At 44.7% G+C, this 20,283-nt stretch carries 15 protein-coding genes; 1 reads left to right on the forward strand and 14 read right to left on the reverse strand.

Going from position 1 to position 20,283, the window contains the following annotated elements:
- Positions 1 to 151: 151 nt before the first annotated feature.
- From glpX to CSV77_RS03265, 5 genes are all read right to left on the reverse strand, one after another.
- Positions 152 to 1,117, reverse strand: coding sequence for a class II fructose-bisphosphatase (gene glpX / locus CSV77_RS03245; protein WP_099631241.1), 966 nt, complete (start codon positions 1,115 to 1,117; stop codon positions 152 to 154).
- Between the two features lie 137 nt (positions 1,118 to 1,254).
- Positions 1,255 to 2,532 (reverse strand): UDP-N-acetylglucosamine 1-carboxyvinyltransferase, encoded by a 1,278-nt coding sequence (locus CSV77_RS03250; RefSeq protein ID WP_099637591.1) that lies wholly within the window; start codon positions 2,530 to 2,532, stop codon positions 1,255 to 1,257.
- A gap of 20 nt (positions 2,533 to 2,552) precedes the next feature.
- The gene (fsa, locus tag CSV77_RS03255; RefSeq protein WP_099672270.1) at positions 2,553 to 3,200 is read right to left on the reverse strand and encodes a fructose-6-phosphate aldolase; all 648 of its coding nucleotides are present in this window, start codon (positions 3,198 to 3,200) and stop codon (positions 2,553 to 2,555) included.
- Between the two features lie 96 nt (positions 3,201 to 3,296).
- Positions 3,297 to 4,154, reverse strand: coding sequence for a class II fructose-bisphosphate aldolase (locus CSV77_RS03260; protein WP_099637593.1), 858 nt, complete (start codon positions 4,152 to 4,154; stop codon positions 3,297 to 3,299).
- A 98-nt stretch (positions 4,155 to 4,252) separates the two neighbouring features.
- On the reverse strand, positions 4,253 to 4,621 hold the full coding sequence (locus CSV77_RS03265) for a response regulator (RefSeq protein WP_099672271.1): 369 nt from the start codon (positions 4,619 to 4,621) through the stop codon (positions 4,253 to 4,255).
- A gap of 240 nt (positions 4,622 to 4,861) precedes the next feature.
- On the opposite strand from CSV77_RS03265, the gene CSV77_RS03270 reads away from it, so the two are divergent.
- The gene (locus CSV77_RS03270) at positions 4,862 to 5,389 is read left to right on the forward strand and encodes a DUF2529 family protein (RefSeq protein WP_099672272.1); all 528 of its coding nucleotides are present in this window, start codon (positions 4,862 to 4,864) and stop codon (positions 5,387 to 5,389) included.
- Positions 5,390 to 5,955: 566 nt separating this feature from the next.
- Here CSV77_RS03270 and CSV77_RS03275 read toward each other — a convergent pair.
- The 9 genes from CSV77_RS03275 to CSV77_RS03315 all read right to left on the reverse strand — a co-directional run bounded on the left by CSV77_RS03275 (position 5,956) and on the right by CSV77_RS03315 (position 20,007).
- Complete coding sequence (locus CSV77_RS03275) at positions 5,956 to 7,557, reverse strand: CTP synthase (protein ID WP_099672273.1); 1,602 nt, start codon at positions 7,555 to 7,557, stop codon at positions 5,956 to 5,958.
- Positions 7,558 to 7,730: 173 nt separating this feature from the next.
- Positions 7,731 to 8,294: a DNA-directed RNA polymerase subunit delta gene (gene rpoE / locus CSV77_RS03280; RefSeq protein WP_199203699.1), complete on the reverse strand. Its 564-nt coding sequence runs from the start codon at positions 8,292 to 8,294 to the stop codon at positions 7,731 to 7,733.
- Positions 8,295 to 9,000: 706 nt separating this feature from the next.
- Complete coding sequence (gene icmF / locus CSV77_RS03285; RefSeq protein WP_099672274.1) at positions 9,001 to 12,258, reverse strand: fused isobutyryl-CoA mutase/GTPase IcmF; 3,258 nt, start codon at positions 12,256 to 12,258, stop codon at positions 9,001 to 9,003.
- 67 nt (positions 12,259 to 12,325) lie between these two features.
- On the reverse strand, positions 12,326 to 12,943 hold the full coding sequence (locus CSV77_RS03290) for a TetR/AcrR family transcriptional regulator (RefSeq protein WP_099631233.1): 618 nt from the start codon (positions 12,941 to 12,943) through the stop codon (positions 12,326 to 12,328).
- A gap of 15 nt (positions 12,944 to 12,958) precedes the next feature.
- Entirely contained in the window at positions 12,959 to 14,098 is a 1,140-nt protein-coding gene (locus tag CSV77_RS03295) for an acyl-CoA dehydrogenase (RefSeq protein WP_099631232.1), read from the reverse strand.
- Positions 14,099 to 14,363: 265 nt separating this feature from the next.
- The gene (locus tag CSV77_RS03300; RefSeq protein WP_099672275.1) at positions 14,364 to 15,500 is read right to left on the reverse strand and encodes an acyl-CoA dehydrogenase; all 1,137 of its coding nucleotides are present in this window, start codon (positions 15,498 to 15,500) and stop codon (positions 14,364 to 14,366) included.
- 32 nt (positions 15,501 to 15,532) lie between these two features.
- Complete coding sequence (locus CSV77_RS03305) at positions 15,533 to 16,384, reverse strand: 3-hydroxybutyryl-CoA dehydrogenase (RefSeq protein ID WP_099672276.1); 852 nt, start codon at positions 16,382 to 16,384, stop codon at positions 15,533 to 15,535.
- Positions 16,385 to 16,399: 15 nt separating this feature from the next.
- Complete coding sequence (locus CSV77_RS03310; protein WP_099672277.1) at positions 16,400 to 17,590, reverse strand: acetyl-CoA C-acetyltransferase; 1,191 nt, start codon at positions 17,588 to 17,590, stop codon at positions 16,400 to 16,402.
- Between the two features lie 155 nt (positions 17,591 to 17,745).
- Positions 17,746 to 20,007 carry a (Fe-S)-binding protein gene (locus tag CSV77_RS03315; protein ID WP_099672278.1) on the reverse strand — a complete coding sequence of 754 codons (2,262 nt, stop codon included), beginning with the start codon at positions 20,005 to 20,007 and terminating at the stop codon, positions 17,746 to 17,748.
- Positions 20,008 to 20,283 lie beyond the last annotated feature (276 nt).

The raw sequence follows: 20,283 nt of genomic DNA on the forward strand, positions 1-20,283 counted from the left end.
CACCACTCTTCATTTATTGTATAGAAAATTTGGCACAGTAAATAGAAAGGAGAGTACGTAATGTACTTCCTTTCCTTCAGTAGCCGGACATTATGGATCTAGATAGTTTTAGGAAATAGGAACCCGGTTGTGACACCGGGTATTGAGGGAGTTAGTTTTGCATTACGAGAAGAGGTTTTTTCTTCATGCTGTGGCGACCTTCTACGAAACGAATAGTTCCTGATTTCGAGCGCATAACGATCGACTGAGTTCGGCAGTATGCACCTTTAAACTGCACGCCATCCATCAATTCGCCATCTGTTACGCCAGTTGCTGCGAAAATGCAGTCGTCACCTTTTACCAAATCGTCCATCATCAGAACTTTGTCCACGTCGATGCCCATTTTCATGCAACGTTCTCTCTCTTCATCATTAGAAGGAACGAGACGTCCTTGGATTTCTCCGCCTAGACATTTCAATCCAACCGCTGCGATTACCCCTTCAGGAGCACCGCCTCTACCGAATAAAATATCCACGCCTGTATCATCGAAAGCTGTGTTAATAGCGGCTGCAACGTCGCCATCTTCGATCAATTTAATACGCGCACCCGCTTCACGAATCTCTTCAATGATTGCTGCGTGACGTTCACGATTCAAAACAGATGCCACTAGGTCAGATACTGATTTATTTTTCGCTTTTGCTACAGCCTTCAAGTTATCTGTAACGCTTGCATCGATATCAATTTTACCTACCGCTTCAGGTCCTACTGCAATTTTATCCATGTACATATCCGGTGCATTAAGCAAGTTGCCCTTATCTGCAACAGCCAGAACAGCTAGCGCGTTCCATCCACCTGCTGCTACAATATTCGTACCTTCGACTGGATCAACAGCGATATCTACAGCAGGTCCGTGGCCTGTTCCAAGCTCTTCACCGATATATAGCATAGGTGCTTCGTCCATTTCACCTTCACCGATAACGACTACACCTTCCATAGGAATTGTATCGAATACTGTACGCATTGCTTCTGTCGCTGCGTCATCTGCTTCGTTCTTCAAACCGCGTCCCATCCAGCGAGCTGCCGCAACGGCTGCTGCCTCTGTTACACGTACTAGTTCCATTGATAAACTACGTTCCATAATGTTTTGTTCCTCCTGTTTGCGGTAAGGCGCGTATTGCGTATTACCTTTCATTTGCCTACGTCCGCATCCATCGGCTACTTTCTTAGTAATGGATGTGTCGTTTGAGTCCATTATACACGTTTTGGCAATTAGCGTCACTCAGAAATTGAAGATGGAGTGAGCACGTTCACTTTATTGATATCGGCGCCGAGATGTTGCAGCTTCTCAATAATATCGCCATAGCCACGTTCAATATGTTCAATTGCATGAATCTCTGTTTCTCCGCTTGCTAATAATCCCGCGATCAATAGCGCAGCTCCCGCTCGTAAATCTGTAGCTTCAACCGTTGCAGCTTGCAATTCCGTTGGTCCTGTTATGATGGCTGATCGACCCTCTACTCTACCGTCCGCATTCATTCGACGAAGCTCATCGATTTGCTTAAAGCGCGCTGGATAGATTGTGTCTGTCAGGATGGATGAACCTTCTGCCTGTGTCGACAAAACACCAAATGGTTGCTGCAAGTCTGTCGGGAATCCTGGATACACGAGAGTTTTCACATCGACAGCGTGAAGTTTTTCGGTTTTCGGAATGTAGATCTGTTCTTCACCGACTTCTACTTTCACGCCCATTTCACGAAGTTTTGCTGTTACAGCTTCAACGTGCAACGGAATGACGTTATCGATTGTGACACCATCACCAATTGCAGCCGCCATGATCATATGTGTGCCTGTTTCAATACGGTCTGGAATGATTGTGTGTTTCGTACCATGCAATGTTTCTACGCCTTCGATACGAATAACGTTCGTTCCTGCACCTTTAATATTCGCGCCCATATTGGAAAGCAAAGTCGCGACATCAATAATTTCAGGTTCTTTCGCTGCGTTTTCAATAATCGTTTTGCCTTTTGCTTTAACTGCAGCCAGCATGATATTAATCGTAGCCCCCACGCTGACGACGTCTAAATAAATTTTCGCGCCATGAAGTTCATCTGCACGCAAATAAATAGCGCCATGTTCATTTTCGACTTTTGCGCCAAGTGCTTCAAAGCCCTTTATATGTTGATCTATCGGGCGTGGACCCAAGTGACAACCTCCAGGTAACCCGATGACTGCGTGCTTAAACTTGCCAAGCATCGCTCCCATCATATAGTAGGATGCACGAAGTTTTTTTACGTTACCGTTAGGCAATGGCATAGAAATGATTTCAGTTGGATCGATGATCATCGTGCCATCTTTCATTTCCACTTTGCCGCCGATTTCTTCGACGAGCGCCTGCAATGTATAGACATCTGAAATTTCGGGAAGACCTGCAATTGTAACAGGTGAGTCAGCTAGAATAGCAGCGGGAATAAGTGCCACTGCGCTGTTCTTCGCTCCGCTCACTCTGATCGTTCCTTGCAGTCGTTTTCCCCCTTTGATTTTATAAACGTCCATTTCAAGCTCCTTTTGTTCTATCACTTATTCGCTCTGGTTTCCCAGTCCTTCAAAAACTGGTCGATTCCTTTAGTTGTCAATGGGTGCGCAAACAGACTTTGCAGTACGTTGAATGGAGTCGTTGCAATATGCGCTCCTGCAAGTGCGGCAGCCGTAATATGCTGTGGATGTCTGATAGAAGCTGCAATGATTTGTGTATCTACGTCGTGAATTGTAAAGATATCCGAGATAGTTTCAATTAATTCGACACCATTTTGGCCAATGTCATCTAAACGTCCGATAAATGGTGAAACGTATGTCGCGCCTGCGCGAGCTGCAAGCAAGGCTTGATTGGCACTAAAAATGAGCGTGACGTTCGTTTTGATACCTTCTGACGCAAATACAGAACAAGCTTTCAACCCTTCAGGTGTCATCGGTAATTTCACCGTGATGTTTTCTGCAAGTGCTGCAAGTTTACGCCCTTCTTCAATCATACCTTCTGCATCCAGAGCGATTACTTCCGCACTGACAGAACCGGGTACGAGTGCCGTAATTTCTTTCAAGCGCTCATGGAATGAAATATTTTCTTTCGCAACAAGCGATGGGTTGGTTGTGACACCTGAGATGATCCCCCAGCTATGCGCTTCTTTAATTTCCTCAAAATTGGCTGTATCAATAAAAAATTTCACGTGTGTTGTCCTCCTAGTTGTGGTTTATTCATTTAGCTAAAAAGCAAAAGAAGGAGAAGTAGTGCGCTCCTCCTTTGTTCTATTGAAACTCTGTAATTACGCTTGCTTTGAACTACCGAACTCGCGCATTTTGCCGATGACTGTTGCTTTAATCGCTTCGCGCATTGGTCCAAGATACTTACGTGGATCATAGACTTCGGAATCTTCGTTTAAGATGTCGCGTACAGCTTTTGTGCCTTGAATTTGATTTTCTGTGTTGACGTTGATTTTGGATGTGCCAAGTGAAATAGCACGTTGAATATCCTTCGTTGGAATACCAGTACCGCCGTGCAACACGAGTGGAATATCTCCTTGCTTAGAGATTTCTTCCATTTCTTCAAATCCAAGATTTGGTTCGCCTTTATACGGACCATGTACAGAACCAAGTGCAGGTGCTAGACAGTCGATACCCGTCTGAGCTACAAGCTCTCTACATTCAGCTGGATCTGCATAAATAACGCCGTCTGCAATCACGTCATCTTCCTGACCGCCTACTACGCCAAGTTCAGCTTCTACCGATACATTATGTTGCTTTGCGAAATCTACCACTTTCTTCGTGATTTCAATGTTTTCTTCAAGTGGCTTAGAAGATGCATCAATCATAACAGACGTAAATCCTGCTTCGATCGCTTCTTTACACTTCTCAAAGCTAGAACCGTGATCCAAATGAATTGCTACCGGCACAGTTGTACCGTAGTCTTCCATTAATCCTTTGACCATCATAACGACTGTTTTGAATCCGCCCATATAACGAGCAGCGCCTTCTGAAACACCTAAAATAACAGGCGATTTCTCTTCTTCAGCAGCTTGTAAGATCGCTTGCGTATATTCCAGGTTATTCAGGTTAAATTGACCGATTGCATAGCCTTTCTCTTTACCTTGAATCATCATTTCCTTCATCGAGACCAGTGGCATGTAAAATTCCTCCTTGAGTTTCCCACGAATTTTTATGAGTTTTCATTATATTAATTTCTATCCACTAGCATATCAAATTCATGCGCTGATTACTACTATCAGACGTCTAGTACCCCCAACCTTTTTAAGATACTATCACGCACTTCGAATATATCAAACGGCTTGGTAAAGTGCTGATCAATACCAAGTTTATCGGCGTCTTCAAGTAATTCTATTTCACTGTACGCCGTCATCATCATGACAATTGCGTCAGGTGAGAGGGTTCGGATTTGCCGTAATACTTCGACGCCATTCATACCCGGCATCTTCATATCAAGTAAAATACAGTCTGGATTATGTTTCTGAACTATTTCTAACGCTTCTTTTCCATTCGATGCAAGCGCTGTCATTATTCCTGTTGGTTTGAAGATTTCCTCCAGTAATAATCGAATCCCTGGTTGGTCATCTACAATTAATAAATGCTTCATCCAAACATCTCCTATCCCCTAATTTTACACGTTTGATTATACGTCGACAGTTTTGTGCGACTCTTATGATCCGTATGTAAAAGTATTGCATTTATAGAAAAATATCCATACACCTATATTTCTATTTTATTCGCCTATGTCATATTATTCAAGAAAATTCCAACAACTCCTCTATTTTTTCGTATACTATTTTGCACTTCTCTCTTTTGTCACCTATACTGAGCTTTTGGAGGGATTTATATGAAAATATTGACGACACAAATTAGAGGTCTTCTGGAGAGAATTGCAGAAGGACAAGAAGAGTCGATGGAAGAAACTGCTCGTTTATTGGCGCAAGCGTTAGTAGGCGAAGGACGAATCATCTTAGCAGCTTTTGATGAATTAGAAGCTGTTACTGTGACTGCACTGGACGGTGTCGAACCGTTAGATGGGGCTATTCGATATACAAAAGAGTTGGAGCTGACGACAGCGGATCGCGTATGGTTGCTTGTACGTAAGGCAGATCATCCCGTTGCGCTTGAGCTAGCACGGGAACTTGCAGATCAATTCGTCCCGTTTGCTGTGTTGGCTGCCGATAAAGAAGATGACGACAATGAACTCGCTACTCTTGCCTATACGTATATTTCGACAGGTTTGAAAAAAGGACTTATTCCAGGTCCTACGGGCGAAAGAATCGTACAACCTCACGCGCTTGCTGCGTTGTTTGTGTATGAGGCAGTAAAGCTCTCGATCGATGATATGTTGGCGGATGAAGAAGACGGGCTTTAATCTGGGATAGGCTGGCAGTGGTGTTAGGGTGTGGATTTGCGCTACGGAGGGGACGCGTTTGAAGTGACCCTCCTAGTGCAAAGATGTGCTCCTAACGCTGCGCTTTTATTCGCAAAAGCCGTCCTTCGTTACGGCTCTCGCTCCAATCCCTGGCAATATGAGTGGGCGATACGTTTTGTTGTGCATTAAAGTAAGTGTTGTAATGGGTTTTGAACTTCAGTACTTGTACCTAAATAAGTTAAGACAAAACAATAATTCACATACCACCTACAGCGAGTGATTTAAGTATCCTTACTATCAACGTAGGGATGGAAGCGGAAGTTGGGGGCGACTCCCTATGGATCAGCGAGAGATTGAGACCCTAGACGAAGCGAAGCGTAGGAAGCGGCTCAAGCCGAGCCCATGGGAAAGCGTCCCCCAACTGGAGCTTCCATCCCCCCCGTACTCAATAATTCTCTTATTCATTCCAATCCCCTAGCACTCTCACCCCCTAACTTCTATAAACATTCTAAATACCCAAAGTCAAAAATGCCCACAAAAGAAAAATCTTCTGTGGGCATTGTTTTTTAGTTTTTATGCTCAAGCGCCGCGCGGATAAAGTCGCGGATCAGTGGAGATGGACGATTTGGGCGGGAAGCGAATTCCGGGTGGAACTGGCAAGCAACGAAGTATGGATGATCTTGCATCTCCATAATTTCGATCAAGCGACCGTCCGGGCTAATTCCAGAAACGATGAACCCTACCTCTTCCAACTGCGCACGATATGCCAAGTTCATTTCATAACGGTGGCGATGACGCTCGTACACTAACTCCTCGCCATATGCAGCGAAAGCCTTCGTGTTTTCAGCTACTTTACATGGATAAGCACCTAGACGCAATGTACTATCTGCTTCGCGTGCTGTACGGCAATCCGGATGGAAAGTCGTAATCTGATGCTCAGTCTCTGTGTCAAACTCTAGTGAATGAGCCGTTTTCAGACCGATGACGTTACGTGCAATTTCAGTAGCTGCTAACTGCAAACCTAAACTGATACCAAAGAATGGAATCTTCTGTTCACGTGCATACGTGATCGCTTCAATTTTACCGTCAATTGCACGATCTCCGAAGCCACCCGGTACCAGAATACCGTCCACGTCACAAAGAAGTTCTGCTACATTTTCAGAAGTCACATCTGCCGAGTTGATCCACTTAATATCGATATCTGCATCGAACGCGTATCCAGCGTGACGCATAGCTTCAACCGCTGAAATGTATGCATCTTGTAATTCTACATACTTCCCAACTAAACCGATTGTTACTTTTTCTTTTAGTGACTTAACCAACTTCACTAGGTCTTTCACTTCAGAAAGTTCAGGCTGGGGTGTTTCAAGACCTAGGTAATCGACGACTAGCTGATCCATGTTTTGTTCATGCAAACGAAGAGGTACTTCATATAGAGTTTCTGCATCAAGTGCTTCAATCACTTCTTCTGGCTTGATGTTACAGAATAAGGCAATCTTGTCCTTCATTTCTTGTGGTACAGGATACTCGCTTCGCACGACGATCATGTTCGGCTGAATTCCTAGACTACGCAATTCCTTTACACTATGCTGTGTCGGCTTCGTTTTCATTTCACCAGCTGCATGCAAATATGGAATGAGTGTGTTGTGGATGTACATTACGTCATCTTTCGCCAGATCCGTTTTCAACTGACGAATGGCTTCGAGATATGGCAATGATTCGATATCTCCTACACTTCCACCAATTTCTGTAATTACGACATCTGCGTTCAATGTTTGACCTGCACGTTTGATCAATTCTTTAATTTCGTTAGTAATATGCGGGATTACCTGAACTGTTGCCCCATTGTATTCACCAGCGCGTTCTTTGCGTAACACAAGATCATACACTTTTCCCATTGTTACGTTGGAGTAACGATTACATTCTATGTCAATAAAACGCTCGTAGTGACCGATATCCAGATCCGTTTCCGCTCCGTCTTCCGTTACGAAAACTTCCCCGTGCTGATACGGACTCATCATGCGTGGGTCGATATTAATATATGGATCAAATTTTTGGTTCGTAACTTTCAAACCGCGGTTCTTAAGTAAACGTCCGAGTGATGCCGCGTTGATACCTTTACCTAAAGAAGAGACGACGCCGCCTGTAATGAAAATATATTTTGTCATGTGTAGTGCCTCCATTTATTCTTTTTCCAAATTATTAGGGTCGATATAAAATCAAAAAAGCGCCCCGTTTGTAGCGTAACTACAATAAGGAGCGCGTATACACGAATTAATGTGTCCTTTTCAGGAGCCCATCCAAATCTTATATTTTTGGGCACTAAAAGTCAAGCCAATTATTACTCTTCCTCGTACTCTTCTTCTTCCTCTTCCTCTTCATCGTCTTCATCGATATCGAGTTCTACTTCAGGAATAACTTCCAGGTCATCATCAGGATCGATTAAATCTTCATCGATTTCGACTACTTCCTCTTCTTCTTCCTCTTCTTCGTCGTCAGCATCATCTTCTTCGCCAAGTTCAACGTATTCTTCATCGAAAATTTCTTCTTCGTCATCATCTTCGTCTTCGATGTCATCTTCGTCATAATCTTTTTTCTTCTTTTTCTTCTTGCGCACTTTCACGACAGGTGCAGTTTCTTCTTCGATCTGATCAACTGGATACCATTCGCGTAAGCCCCAACGGTTGTCCTGGATCGCTAGGAATCTGCCATCGATGTTCAGGTCTGTATAGAATTGAAGGAGTTTCGCTTTTAATTCTTTCTCGGTAATACCTGTAAGTTTACGGAACTCTTCCATCAATTCCGCCAACGTGAGAGATTCACGTCGTTCGGTCAGCACCTGATGAGTGATGTTGATTAACGATTCTTCCAAAAGTTCTTCTTTTGTCATGTCATGGATATTCAATGTATGGCACGTCCTTTCTTCTATCAATCACACGCAGAACCGACCAAGTCAGTTACTGATTTGGCCGATCGACGTTTATTATCTTGTAGCATATAAGCATAGTGTACATTATATACGTTATTTCTACCAATATGCTACATTCTTTTACTTCTCTTTATATTTATATACTCCGTAATGGCCAGATACCCCAGGTAGACTGCCGAAAAGGTAAAAGGGATTACGCCGAGTCCGCTGCTGTAGAGGATGAGTGTGAGTGTAGTTAAGAGAGCTATTATGATTGCATGATAGTACCATCTCACATTCAGCACGTCCCTTTTCTTTGTTGTTCTTATTATACTGACTAACTTACTAAATTATCCACTTTGATGGGGAATAGATTTTATGCAAGGGTGGGGTTTATAGGATACTTGAAATAGAGTGGGTGGCATTAGGTTAAGGGTTGAAGATACATATTATTACCCATTAGAGTCATTTTCATAATCTATTCAGTACTTGACCTTAAATATGTCTCAAGACAACAATAATTAACACTCCATTGCCAGTGAATATTCCACGTCTTATCACTCTACGTAAGGATCGCAACGGAAGCCCGGGCCCTCTGGAACGCGTCCCCAGCTGGAGTTGCAATCCCGTGCACTACCCCCATCGCAAAAAAGAGGATGCCGCCAGAAGTGATGGCTTCTGTGACATCCCCTCTTGAGATGCGTTACATATTACGGCGGTACTGCCCGCCTACTTCGTACAGTGCATTCGTAATTTGTCCGAGACTCGCTACTCGCACAGTCTTCATCAACTCAGCGAATACATTACCTCCCGTAATCGCTACTTCCTGAAGATCAGCAAGCGCTTGCCCTGCTTCGTCAGCATGCTTGGCTTGGAATGCGCGCAAGTTGGTAATTTGGGACTCTTTTTCTTGTTGTGTCGCACGTGCCAACTCCATATTATCGATATCTTCCTCAGATGGCGGATTCGGATTCAAGTAGGTATTGACGCCGATGATCGGTAGCTCCCCTGAGTGCTTTTTCATTTCATAATACATCGATTCTTCCTGGATCTTGCCACGCTGGTACTGCGTCTCCATAGAGCCTAGTACACCGCCACGGTCGTTCAGTCGATCAAATTCTTGTAATACCGCTTCTTCTACGAGACTTGTCATTTCTTCTATAATGTAAGCCCCTTGAAGCGGATTTTCGTTTTTTGATAAGCCGTGTTCTTTCATGATGATCATCTGGATCGCCATCGCGCGACGAACAGATTCTTCTGTCGGTGTCGTAATGGCTTCGTCGTATGCATTTGTGTGAAGGGAGTTACAGTTATCTTGCAACGCCATCAATGCCTGCAACGTTGTGCGAATGTCGTTGAAATCAATTTCTTGAGCATGCAAACTACGGCCAGATGTTTGAATATGGTATTTCAACTTTTGGCTGCGTTCATTCGCTCCGTATTTGTCACGCATCGTAATCGCCCAAATTCGACGTGCCACGCGACCGATTACCGTATACTCAGGATCAAGACCATTGGAGAAGAAGAACGACAGGTTCGGTGCAAAGTCGTCAATATGCATGCCGCGGCTCAAGTAATATTCCACATACGTGAAGCCGTTCGCGAGTGTGAACGCAAGTTGTGAAATCGGATTCGATCCCGCTTCTGCGATATGATAGCCAGAAATCGATACGGAATAGTAATTACGAACTTTTTTATCAATGAAGTACTGTTGGATATCACCCATCAGACGTAATGCAAATTCTGTAGAGAAGATACAGGTATTTTGCCCTTGGTCTTCTTTCAAAATATCCGCCTGTACTGTTCCACGGACCGTTTGGAATGTCATTTCACGCACTTCAGTGAACTCTTCGACAGTAAGTGTCCGTCCAAGTTCTTGTTCTTTTTTACGTACTTGCTGATCGACTGCTGCATTCATGAACATCGCTAGGATAATCGGTGCCGGTCCATTGATTGTCATTGACACAGACGTCGTAGGCGAGCAGAGATCAAAGCCGTCATAGAGCTTCTTCATATCTTCAAGTGTACAAATACTCACGCCAGATTCGCCAACTTTTCCGTAGATATCAGGACGTTCGTCAGGATCTTCTCCGTATAATGTCACAGAGTCAAACGCCGTGGATAAACGTTTTGCGTCGTCATCTTTTGATACATAGTGGAAACGACGATTCGTACGTTCAGGTGTCCCTTCCCCAGCGAATTGACGGCGCGGATCCTCGCCTTCGCGTTTGAACGGGAAGACGCCTCCAGTGTACGGGAATGAACCCGGAACGTTCTCGCTGTATACAAAGCGTAGGATTTCACCATAATCTTTGTATGGCGGCAACACTACTTTTGGAACCTTCAAGCCAGATAGACTGACAGTATTGAGCGTCGTACGGATTTCTTTATCGCGTATTTTCACCACATATTCATCCTGCTCGTAAGACTCTTTCAAAGGCCCCCAGTTTTTCAAAGCACGCTTCGATTCACCTGTTAATTGCTCTTCAACGCCTTCTTTCAAGCTATTCAATGACTCTAGTAATGCTAAGTTAGAGTCTGCTTCTTTCACTGCTTCGATCGCACCTTCTAGTTGGAACACGCGGCGTGCTAGTTCTGCTTGCTGTTTGGATTTCGCGTGGTAATTACGAATCGTCGACGCGATTTCACGTAAGTAGTGGCTGCGGTCAGGCGGAATAATCACGGTTTGCTTTTGATTCGTCACGAAGTCTGTGTAACTTGTCGTCCAATCAGAATCCGTTGCGTTGTTAAGTTTTTCAACAAGCGCTGCAAAAAGTGTGTTGGTGCCTTTATCGTTAAACTGGCTCGCAATTGTGCCATATACAGGCATCGTTTCAAGATCATGATCAAATAGCAAATGGCTACGTTGATATTGTTTGCGTACTTGGATCAATGCATCTTCCGAACCTTTTCGCTCAAATTTATTTATCACAATTAAGTCAGCAAAGTCAATCATATCAATTTTCTCAAGCTGTGTCGGCGCACCAAATTCACTCGTCATCACGTACATCGAAACGTCGGAGACATCCGTAATACGTGCATCCCCTTGCCCAATTCCGCTCGTCTCTACAATAATCAAGTCATAGCCAGCTGCTTTTGTGACATCCAGCACGTCATGGATAGCCGTTGTTAGCTCTGAACGTGATCCGCGCGTTGCCAAACTGCGCATGTAGACACGGTTATTAAAGATCGCATTCATACGAATCCGGTCGCCAAGTAACGCTCCACCCGTTTTTTGCTTCGTTGGATCTACGGATAGGATCGCTACTCTTTTGTCCGGGAATTCACGCAAGAAACGACGTATTAATTCATCCGTCAATGAACTTTTACCTGCTCCACCTGTACCTGTGATCCCTAGCACTGGGGTTTGTTTGGACATGGCGCGTGCACGATCGAGTAATTGCTTCGTCGCTTCGTCTTTGTTCAAATGGTTTTCTTCTACGTACGTGATTAAATTCGCTAAGATACCTGGTGTTTCCGCTGTCAGTTGTTCGAGGTTGGCCTCTTCGCTTTCGGGAGTCGTGGAGAAATCCGATAGTTCCATGATTTTATTGATCATGCCTTGTAGACCTAGTTTTCTACCGTCTTCCGGTGAAAAGATCCACTCGATGCCGTATTCATGCAATTCTTTGATTTCTTTTGGGATGATGACTCCTCCACCACCACCGAATATTTTAATATGGGAAGCGCCTCTTTCCTTCAGCAAGTCATGCATGTATTTGAAATACTCCACATGACCACCTTGGTAGGAGGACATCGCGATTCCTTGCACATCTTCTTGAATGGCAGCGTTTACAACTTCTTCAACAGATCGATTATGTCCGAGATGAATAACTTCCGCACCGGTTGCTTGTAATATTCTGCGCATGATATTGATCGATGCGTCATGCCCGTCGAATAAACTAGATGCCGTGACGAAACGAATATGGTGTTTCGGTTTATAGATTTCCCCAGTTACCATTTGCCTTCCACCTTCCGTACATGCTGACCACCGCCACAAAACTTTCATGGCGGAGTCCCCAAGTTATTTATTTCTCCAAACCTTTGATAATTTGATCAGTTTGTACTTTCGTATAGTGTTCTAACGTATATGGTTTGCGCAACGCCCATCTTCTAAATGACCACATTTGGCCGGATACGAGGATGTGGTGCGCGATCAGTGATACTTCATCCGGTCCGATGCGTAGATTCCCAGCTTCCATGCACTTACGAATGATCGTCTCAAATTGCTCGACCATTTCTAGTTCTTTAGTGAGTACATAACGAAGCGCTTCGCTCGGTAACGATTTCGACTCTTGGTACATGACGAGGAACTCATCAGACATTTGATCGATGACTTCGTAATACCGTGCAATCGCCACACGTAGCCCTTCTACCGTGTTGTCATTGTTATCGAGCTCAGACAAACGAACTTTGACTTCATCATAAATATTGTCACAGACGAGATACAGGACATCTTCTTTTGTCCGAATATACTCGTATAATGTGCCAATACTGAAGCCCGCTTCTTTGGCGATTTCACGTGTAGTCGTTCGGTGAAATCCTTTGTCGATAAATAATTTCACAGCGCCGCGGCTAATCTGTGCACGTCGCTTCTGAATAAGTTCTTCATCTTTGACGGTGGATTTCACTTCATGTTTTGGCATTGCATAGACCTCCTGTTATTTCGTCAACATACGAGATATGACGAGACGTTGAATTTCTTGTGTACCTTCATAAATTTGCGTAATTTTCGCGTCACGCATATAGCGCTCCACCGGATAATCTTTTGTATAACCATAGCCACCGAATACTTGAACGGCTTCTGTTGTGACTTTCATCGCTGTGTCACCAGCCATCAGTTTCGCCATAGCTGACGCTTTACCGTACGGCAGGTCGTTAGATTCGAGCCATGCTGCTTGATATGTCAACAGACGAGATGCTTCTGTCGCCGTTGCCATATCCGCCAGTTTAAAGCTGATGCCTTGATTGGCAACGATGGGCTTGCCAAATTGTGTACGTTCTTTTGAGTAATCAACAGCAGCGTCAAGTGCGCCTTGTGCAATCCCCACTGCTTGAGCAGCAATTCCGTTACGTCCGCCATCGAGCGTTTTCATTGCGATAATAAAACCGTCACCTTCTTCTCCAAGAAGATTTTCTTTCGGCACGCGGCAGTTATCTAGTACGACTTCTGTTGTGGGTGAAGAACGAATTCCCATTTTCTTCTCTTTCTTACCTACAGAGAATCCTTCGAATGTGCTTTCTACAATGAATGCGCTTGTTCCTTTATGTTTGGATTCCGGATCGGTTACAGCGAAGACGATATAGGTGTCAGCAATCCCACCATTTGTAATGAAGATTTTCGAGCCATTTAGCACGTAGTCGTCACCGTCAAGCTTCGCTGTAGTTTTCATGCCGCCCGCGTCTGATCCTGAACCTGCTTCTGTTAGACAGTATGCACCCATCTTCGTACCTTCCGCAAGTGGGCGTAAGTATTTTTGTTTCTGTTCTTCGTTACCGTATTTGAATAGCGGCCATCCTGCTAGAGATGTGTGTGCAGATAAGACGACGCCTGTAGATGCGCAAACACGGGATAGTTCTTCTACAGCAATGACGTAAGCTAGGTAGTCGCTACCGATGCCGCCGTATTCTTCTGGCCATGGAATGCCTGTGAGTCCAAGTTCGGCCATCTTGTGGAAGATGTCCATATCGAATGTTTCGTCTTCGTCTCGTTGTGCTGCAGTTGGCGCTACTTCTTTTTGTGCAAAGTCGCGTACCATCTTTCTAATCATTTCATGTTCTTCTGATAATTTAAAGTCCATAGTTCTCCCACCCTTTTGTTTGGTTAATGAAATTTTAGTTTTGAAGAAGGAATGCTTGAAATTGGTTTGCGGTTGTTTATGGATCACGCGCCTCAGCTTGCGTTGACCGCGCCAAAGGTGTTGCTAACCGCGCCATTCTGTAACTAGACCGCGCAATTGTCTACGAGTATCGCGCTATTCATTGGAATAACCGCGCCAATCTACTGTCTGATCGCGCCAAAGTGCAGCAGAACCGCGCAATGCGCTCCCCTAGGCGCTTCTACCTTTAGTTTGTCAGATGTTTGGCGATGACTACTCTTTGAATTTCGCTTGTACCTTCATAGATTTGACATACTTTCGCGTCGCGGAAGTAACGTTCTACTGGATAGTCCTTCGTGTAGCCATAGCCGCCGAATACTTGGACGGCTTCTATGGAGTTAGCTACGGCTGCTTGAGATGCGAATAGTTTGGCCATGGAGGCTTCTTTGCCGCATGGTTTGTTTTCAGAACGTAACCAAGCCGCGCGGTAGACTAGTAGTCGGGCCGCTTCTGTTGCGGTGGCCATGTCAGCTAGTTTGAATCCTATGCCTTGATTGGCTGCGATTGGTTTACCAAATTGTTCGCGTTCTTTTGCATAGGCAACGGCTGCTTCCAGTGAGGCTTCTGCTATGCCTAGTGCTTGAGCGGCGATGCCGATTCGACCGACGTCGAGGTTGGCCATGGCGATTTTGAAGCCGCCTCCTTCTTCACCTAGTCTATTTTCCACGGGTACTTTCATATTGTCGAAGCTGAGCGCGACGGTTCGCGAGCCGTGTAGGCCCATTTTCTTTTCATCTTTGCCTATAGATAATCCCGGTGTGTCCCGGTCGACGATAAATGCAGTGATACCATACGTTCCTTTTTCAGGAGCGGTGTTAGCAAAGACGATGTAGACGTCCGCTTCCCCACCGTTTGTGATGAACATTTTGGAGCCAGTAATGATGTACTGGTCGTCGACTCGCTTCGCTCTCGTTTTCAATGAACCTGCATCTGATCCAGACGATGCTTCGGTCAGGCAAAATGCACCTAGGTATTCGCCAGATGCCATTTTCGGCAAGTAGCGATTCTTTTGTTCTTCCGTACCAAAGTAGAGGATCGGATTCATTCCAACAGAAGTATGGACAGACAACACGACTCCCATGACGGCGCTGACTTTTGATAGTTCGTGAATTGCGATGATATATGACAAGAAGTCCATCTCTGAACCTCCATACTGTTCAGGTGCTGTAATTCCCATCAATCCGAGCTCACCCATTTTTTCTAATAGTTCACGTGGAAATTCCCCATCTTCCATCCGTGGAATCCAAGGTTCGATCTCGTTTTTTGCGAAATCACGAACCATTTGGCGCATCATTAGTTGTTCTTCTGTTAATGTAAAGTCCATCCTTTTCACCTCTTGCTTTCAACTTAATTCATTTATTCGTATGAATAGAAACCGCGTCCTGTTTTTTTACCGTGCCAACCTGCTTTGACATATTTACGTAGCAACGGGCATGGACGGTATTTTGAATCGCCAAATCCTTCATACAATGTTTCCATAATGTACAGGCACGTATCCAGCCCAATGAAATCTGCTAGTTGCAGAGGCCCCATCGGATGATTCATCCCCATTTTCATGACGTCGTCAATCGCTTCTTTCGTCGCGACACCTTCGTATAATGTGAAGATGGCTTCGTTGATCATCGGCATCAATACACGGTTCGCAACAAATCCTGGTGCATCGTTCACTTCAACCGGTGTTTTGTTGAGCTTTTTGGTCATATCTTCGACCGCTTCGTAGACATCGTTATCTGTCGCGAGTCCGCGAATAACTTCGACAAGTTGCATGACCGGTACGGGATTCATGAAATGCATGCCAATTACTTTTCCTGGACGTTTTGTAGCTGCACCGATTTCCGTGATGGGTAACGAAGATGTGTTCGTTGCCAAGATGGTATGTTCTGGTGTGATTTCATCTAGTTCTGCGAAAATTTTCGTTTTGATTGCCATATTTTCAACCGCGGCTTCGATGACGATATCGGCATCTCTCGCATTTTTCATATCTAGTGATTGTGTGAAACGACCGAGGACTGCTTCTTTCTCTTCCTCCGTCATACGTCCTTTTTCCACGTTGCGCGTTAAGTTTTTCGTGATGACTTTAAAACCTCGATCGTATGCTTCTTCATTAAGATCGTGAAGAGTGACTTGATAGCCTGCCTGTGCACAGACTTGAGCAATTCCTCCGCCCATTTGTCCTGCGCCGATTACAAATACTTTTTCAATTGTCATCTACAATGCCCCCGGTCAGTTAGTTTTTGGAACTTCGATCATGATGGCATCTCCTTGACCGCCACCTGAACAGATTGCTGCGATACCGATTCCACCACCGCGACGTTTTAGTTCATTCGCCAATGTTAGGACCACACGCGCTCCGCTTGCACCGATTGGGTGTCCAAGTGCGACTGCACCTCCATTGACGTTGACTTTTTCTTCGTCCAGACCAGCGATTTGTGAGCTTGCGAGCGCAACGACTGCGAACGCTTCATTGATTTCGTATAGATCAATGTCATCCGCAGTTTTTCCTGTTTTCTCAAGCAACGCCTTGATGACATGACCTGGTGTTTCAGGGAAACGCTCCGGTTCGATCGCTACTTCCGCGTGACCTAGAATCACAGCAAGCGGTTCCTTGCCTTGCTTTTTCGCTTCGTCTTCATTCATTAACACAACAGCACATGCACCGTCGTTGATGCCAGGTGCGTTTCCAGCTGTGACACTACCGTCTTTACCGAACGCTGGGCGTAGTTTCGCCAACGCTTCAAGTGAGCTGCCTCGACGTGGGCCTTCATCTTCTGTCACAATGACTGGATCACCTTTACGTTGAGGAATGCTGACCGCAACGATCTCCTCTGCGAATACTCCTTTGTCCATCGCTTCAAGTGCACGTTCATGACTACGTAATGACCATTTATCCTGTGTTTCACGGCTAACTGAAAAGTCATTTGCTGTACTATTTCCGTACCTACCCATATGAACATTGCCCGGCGCGAATGCACAAGTTAGTCCGTCGTATATCATGCCGTCCACTAATGTGCTATCGCCCATTTTCAAACCTGAACGGACATTCGCGTAATACGGTGCATTGGTCATCGACTCCATACCGCCAGCGACGATAGTTGTCTCATCTCCGAGACGGATTAGCTGGTCGGCAAGTGTGATACTACGCATTCCGGAAGCACATACTTTGTTGATTGTTTCCGTTTTGACACCGTATGGAATGCCGCCTTTGACTGCTGCTTGACGTGAAGGTATCTGGCCTTGCCCTGCTTGTAAAACGGTCCCCATGATTACTTCATCCACTTGATCACCTTGTACACCAGCACGTGCTAATGCTTCTTTGATGGCGATGCCGCCTAGATCGCTTGCTGTTTGTGATTGCAATGCACCGCTTAATTTTCCAAATGGTGTTCTAGCACCTTGTAAAATAACTGTTCTCATCTTCCCATTCCCCCTATTTGTGTGCTGACTGAACGCTCGCTCGATATCTGCCTACTAAATAAGAGGGTGCATAGCCCCTCTTATTATAGTTCATTCAATTGTTAGCGCTTTAGATAACTTAATTGTACGGTATTGACACGATATTCACAATACTTTTAATTCCGTTTTCCATCGTCGTTTTTCGGTGTTTCATCCCCTGTTTCAACCGTTACAGCTAACTCAGGCTCTGAAATCCGTTCTGCCGACTCTACTACTTCTTCCACAACTACTATTTCTTCTACCACTTCTTCTTCGGGCTCCGCAACCGTTTGGAATTCTCCAAAGATCGATCGCTCCAATAGTTCAGCAATGTCGTATGTGCCGACTTGTTCTTCGACTTCAACAGCTTTCGTTCCGTCAGACAACATGGTCAAGCAATACGGACAGCCCGATGAAATGATTCCTGGGCTAACTTCAAGCGCTTGTTCAGTACGTGCAACGTTGACGCGCTGGCCCGTATCTTCTTCCATCCACATCATTCCGCCACCCGCTCCACAGCACATGCCTTCTTCACGGTTACGTTCCATTTCTACCAACTGAACGCCTGGAATCGCTTTAAGAATTTCTCTCGGCTGATCATAGACGTCGTTATAGCGGCCTAGATAACAAGAGTCGTGGAATGTAATGACTTCGTCGATTGCATATTTCGGTACTAGTTTGCCTGCCATGACCAGTTCATAAAGCAACTCGGTATGGTGTTTGACGATAACTTGCAGACCGAAATCCGGATATTCATTTTTGAAGATATTATATGCGTGCGGATCGATCGTGACAATTTTTGAGACGTTGGCTTTTTCGAATTCCGCGATATTCGCTGTTGCAAGTTCTTGGAATAGGAATTCATTTCCGAGACGACGTGGTGTGTCTCCGGAGTTCTTCTCTTTGTTACCAAGAATTGCGAAGCTTACTCCTGCTTCATTCAATAAATGTGCGAAAGATAGAGCAATTTTCTGTGAGCGGTTATCAAACGCACCCATAGAACCAACCCATAGTAGGTATTCGAAGTCTTCTCCAGCTTTCTTCGCTTCCTTCACTGTCGGGATGTGCAAGTCTGGACGTGCGTCTCTCCAGTTTTCTTTCTCTTTTCGGTTAAGACCCCACGGATTGCCTTGACGTTCGATATTTGTCATCGCGCGCTGTGCATCGGGATCCATCTTCCCTTCCGTCATCACCAGATAACGGCGAAGATCAATAATTTTATCTACGTGTTCATTCATTACTGGACACTGGTCTTCACAGTTACGGCACGTCGTACATGCCCAAATTTCTTCTTCTGTGATGACGTCTCCGATCAATGAAGGACTATATAATTCATCGATTGTCATGCCTTCCGCCGCAGCAGCGAATGCCAATTGATTTCCTTGTGTGTTTTTAAACATTAGTTGAGGTACCCACGGTTGTTGCTTCGTCATGACAGCACCTGTGTTTGTTAAGTGGTCACGTAGCTTCGTGATCAAGTCCATCGGTGACAACATTTTACCTGTACCCGTCGCCGGACACATATTCGTACAGCGTCCACATTCTACACATGCATAAAAATCTATCATTTGCGCTTGTGTGAAGTCGGTAATTTTACCTACACCAAGTGGCGGCATTTCATCCTCGTCTTCGATTTCTTCAAGCGCTTCAAAATCGATTGGCTTTAAACGTCCTGCGTGATCTAAGCGGTGGAAATAGACGTTTGCCGGACCTGCGATCAAGTGCGCGTGCTTAGATTGTGGAACATACACTAGGAACGTCAACAATGTTAGTAAGTGTACCCACCAGCCGATAAAGAATATGGTGACGGCTACGCCTGTCGGAACACCACTGAATACTGTTGCGATGATCGATGCCATTGGCTCTGTCCATGTAGTACCTTCATTATGCCAAATCATGTTCGCGCCGTTTGCGACCAGTGTGGAAATCATCAGTAGTCCAATAAATATAAGAACTAGACCGGACTTCCAACCGCGCTTTAGACGAACTAACTTCTCCATGTAACGACGGTAGAACGCCCATACGACCGCTACAAGGATGACAAATACGACAATTTCCTGAAAGAATGTAAACGCCGGATACAACGGACCAAGTGGCAGATGCGATCCCGGTTTTAAGCCTTTCCAGATCAGGTCAATTGCCCCAAATTGAACGAGTAGGAAACCATAGAAGAACATCACATGAATGGCTCCACTCTTTTTATCTTTCAATAGTTTCTTTTGTCCAAATACGTAAACCCAAATTTTCTTCAAACGCGCTTTGACGTCATTGTCGAATTCTTCTTTTCTCCCCAGTCGGATGAATTCGTAGCGAGTTTTTAGTAAGTATAGGAATAAACCAAAGCCGTATATAACGACCGCTGTAAATAATATCCAGTTCGCGATAAGTAATATATTCATCCCTTATTCCCCCTCCGTTTCTTCTACTTGTGATTCCCTTTGAGAAACCGCTTTCAATTATATTCTATGTATAGTGTAATAATGAATGATCATTCAGTCAACTGTTTTTAAAAGTTTATTTTTTATTTTCTTGCTATGTATGAGAGGTCGTTTTGTCAAGTAATTATTTACTTATTACAAGTATTCTCTCATCTAATCCCGCTCTGATAGGCTTTATCGCTACGTTACTTGAATTAATCGCTTGATCAAGGATGTAGATTATCCAAATTAGAGAAA

It is taken from the genome of Sporosarcina sp. P16b (assembly GCF_002743065.1).
In the GTDB taxonomy this organism is placed as follows: Bacteria; Bacillota; Bacilli; order Bacillales_A; family Planococcaceae; genus Sporosarcina.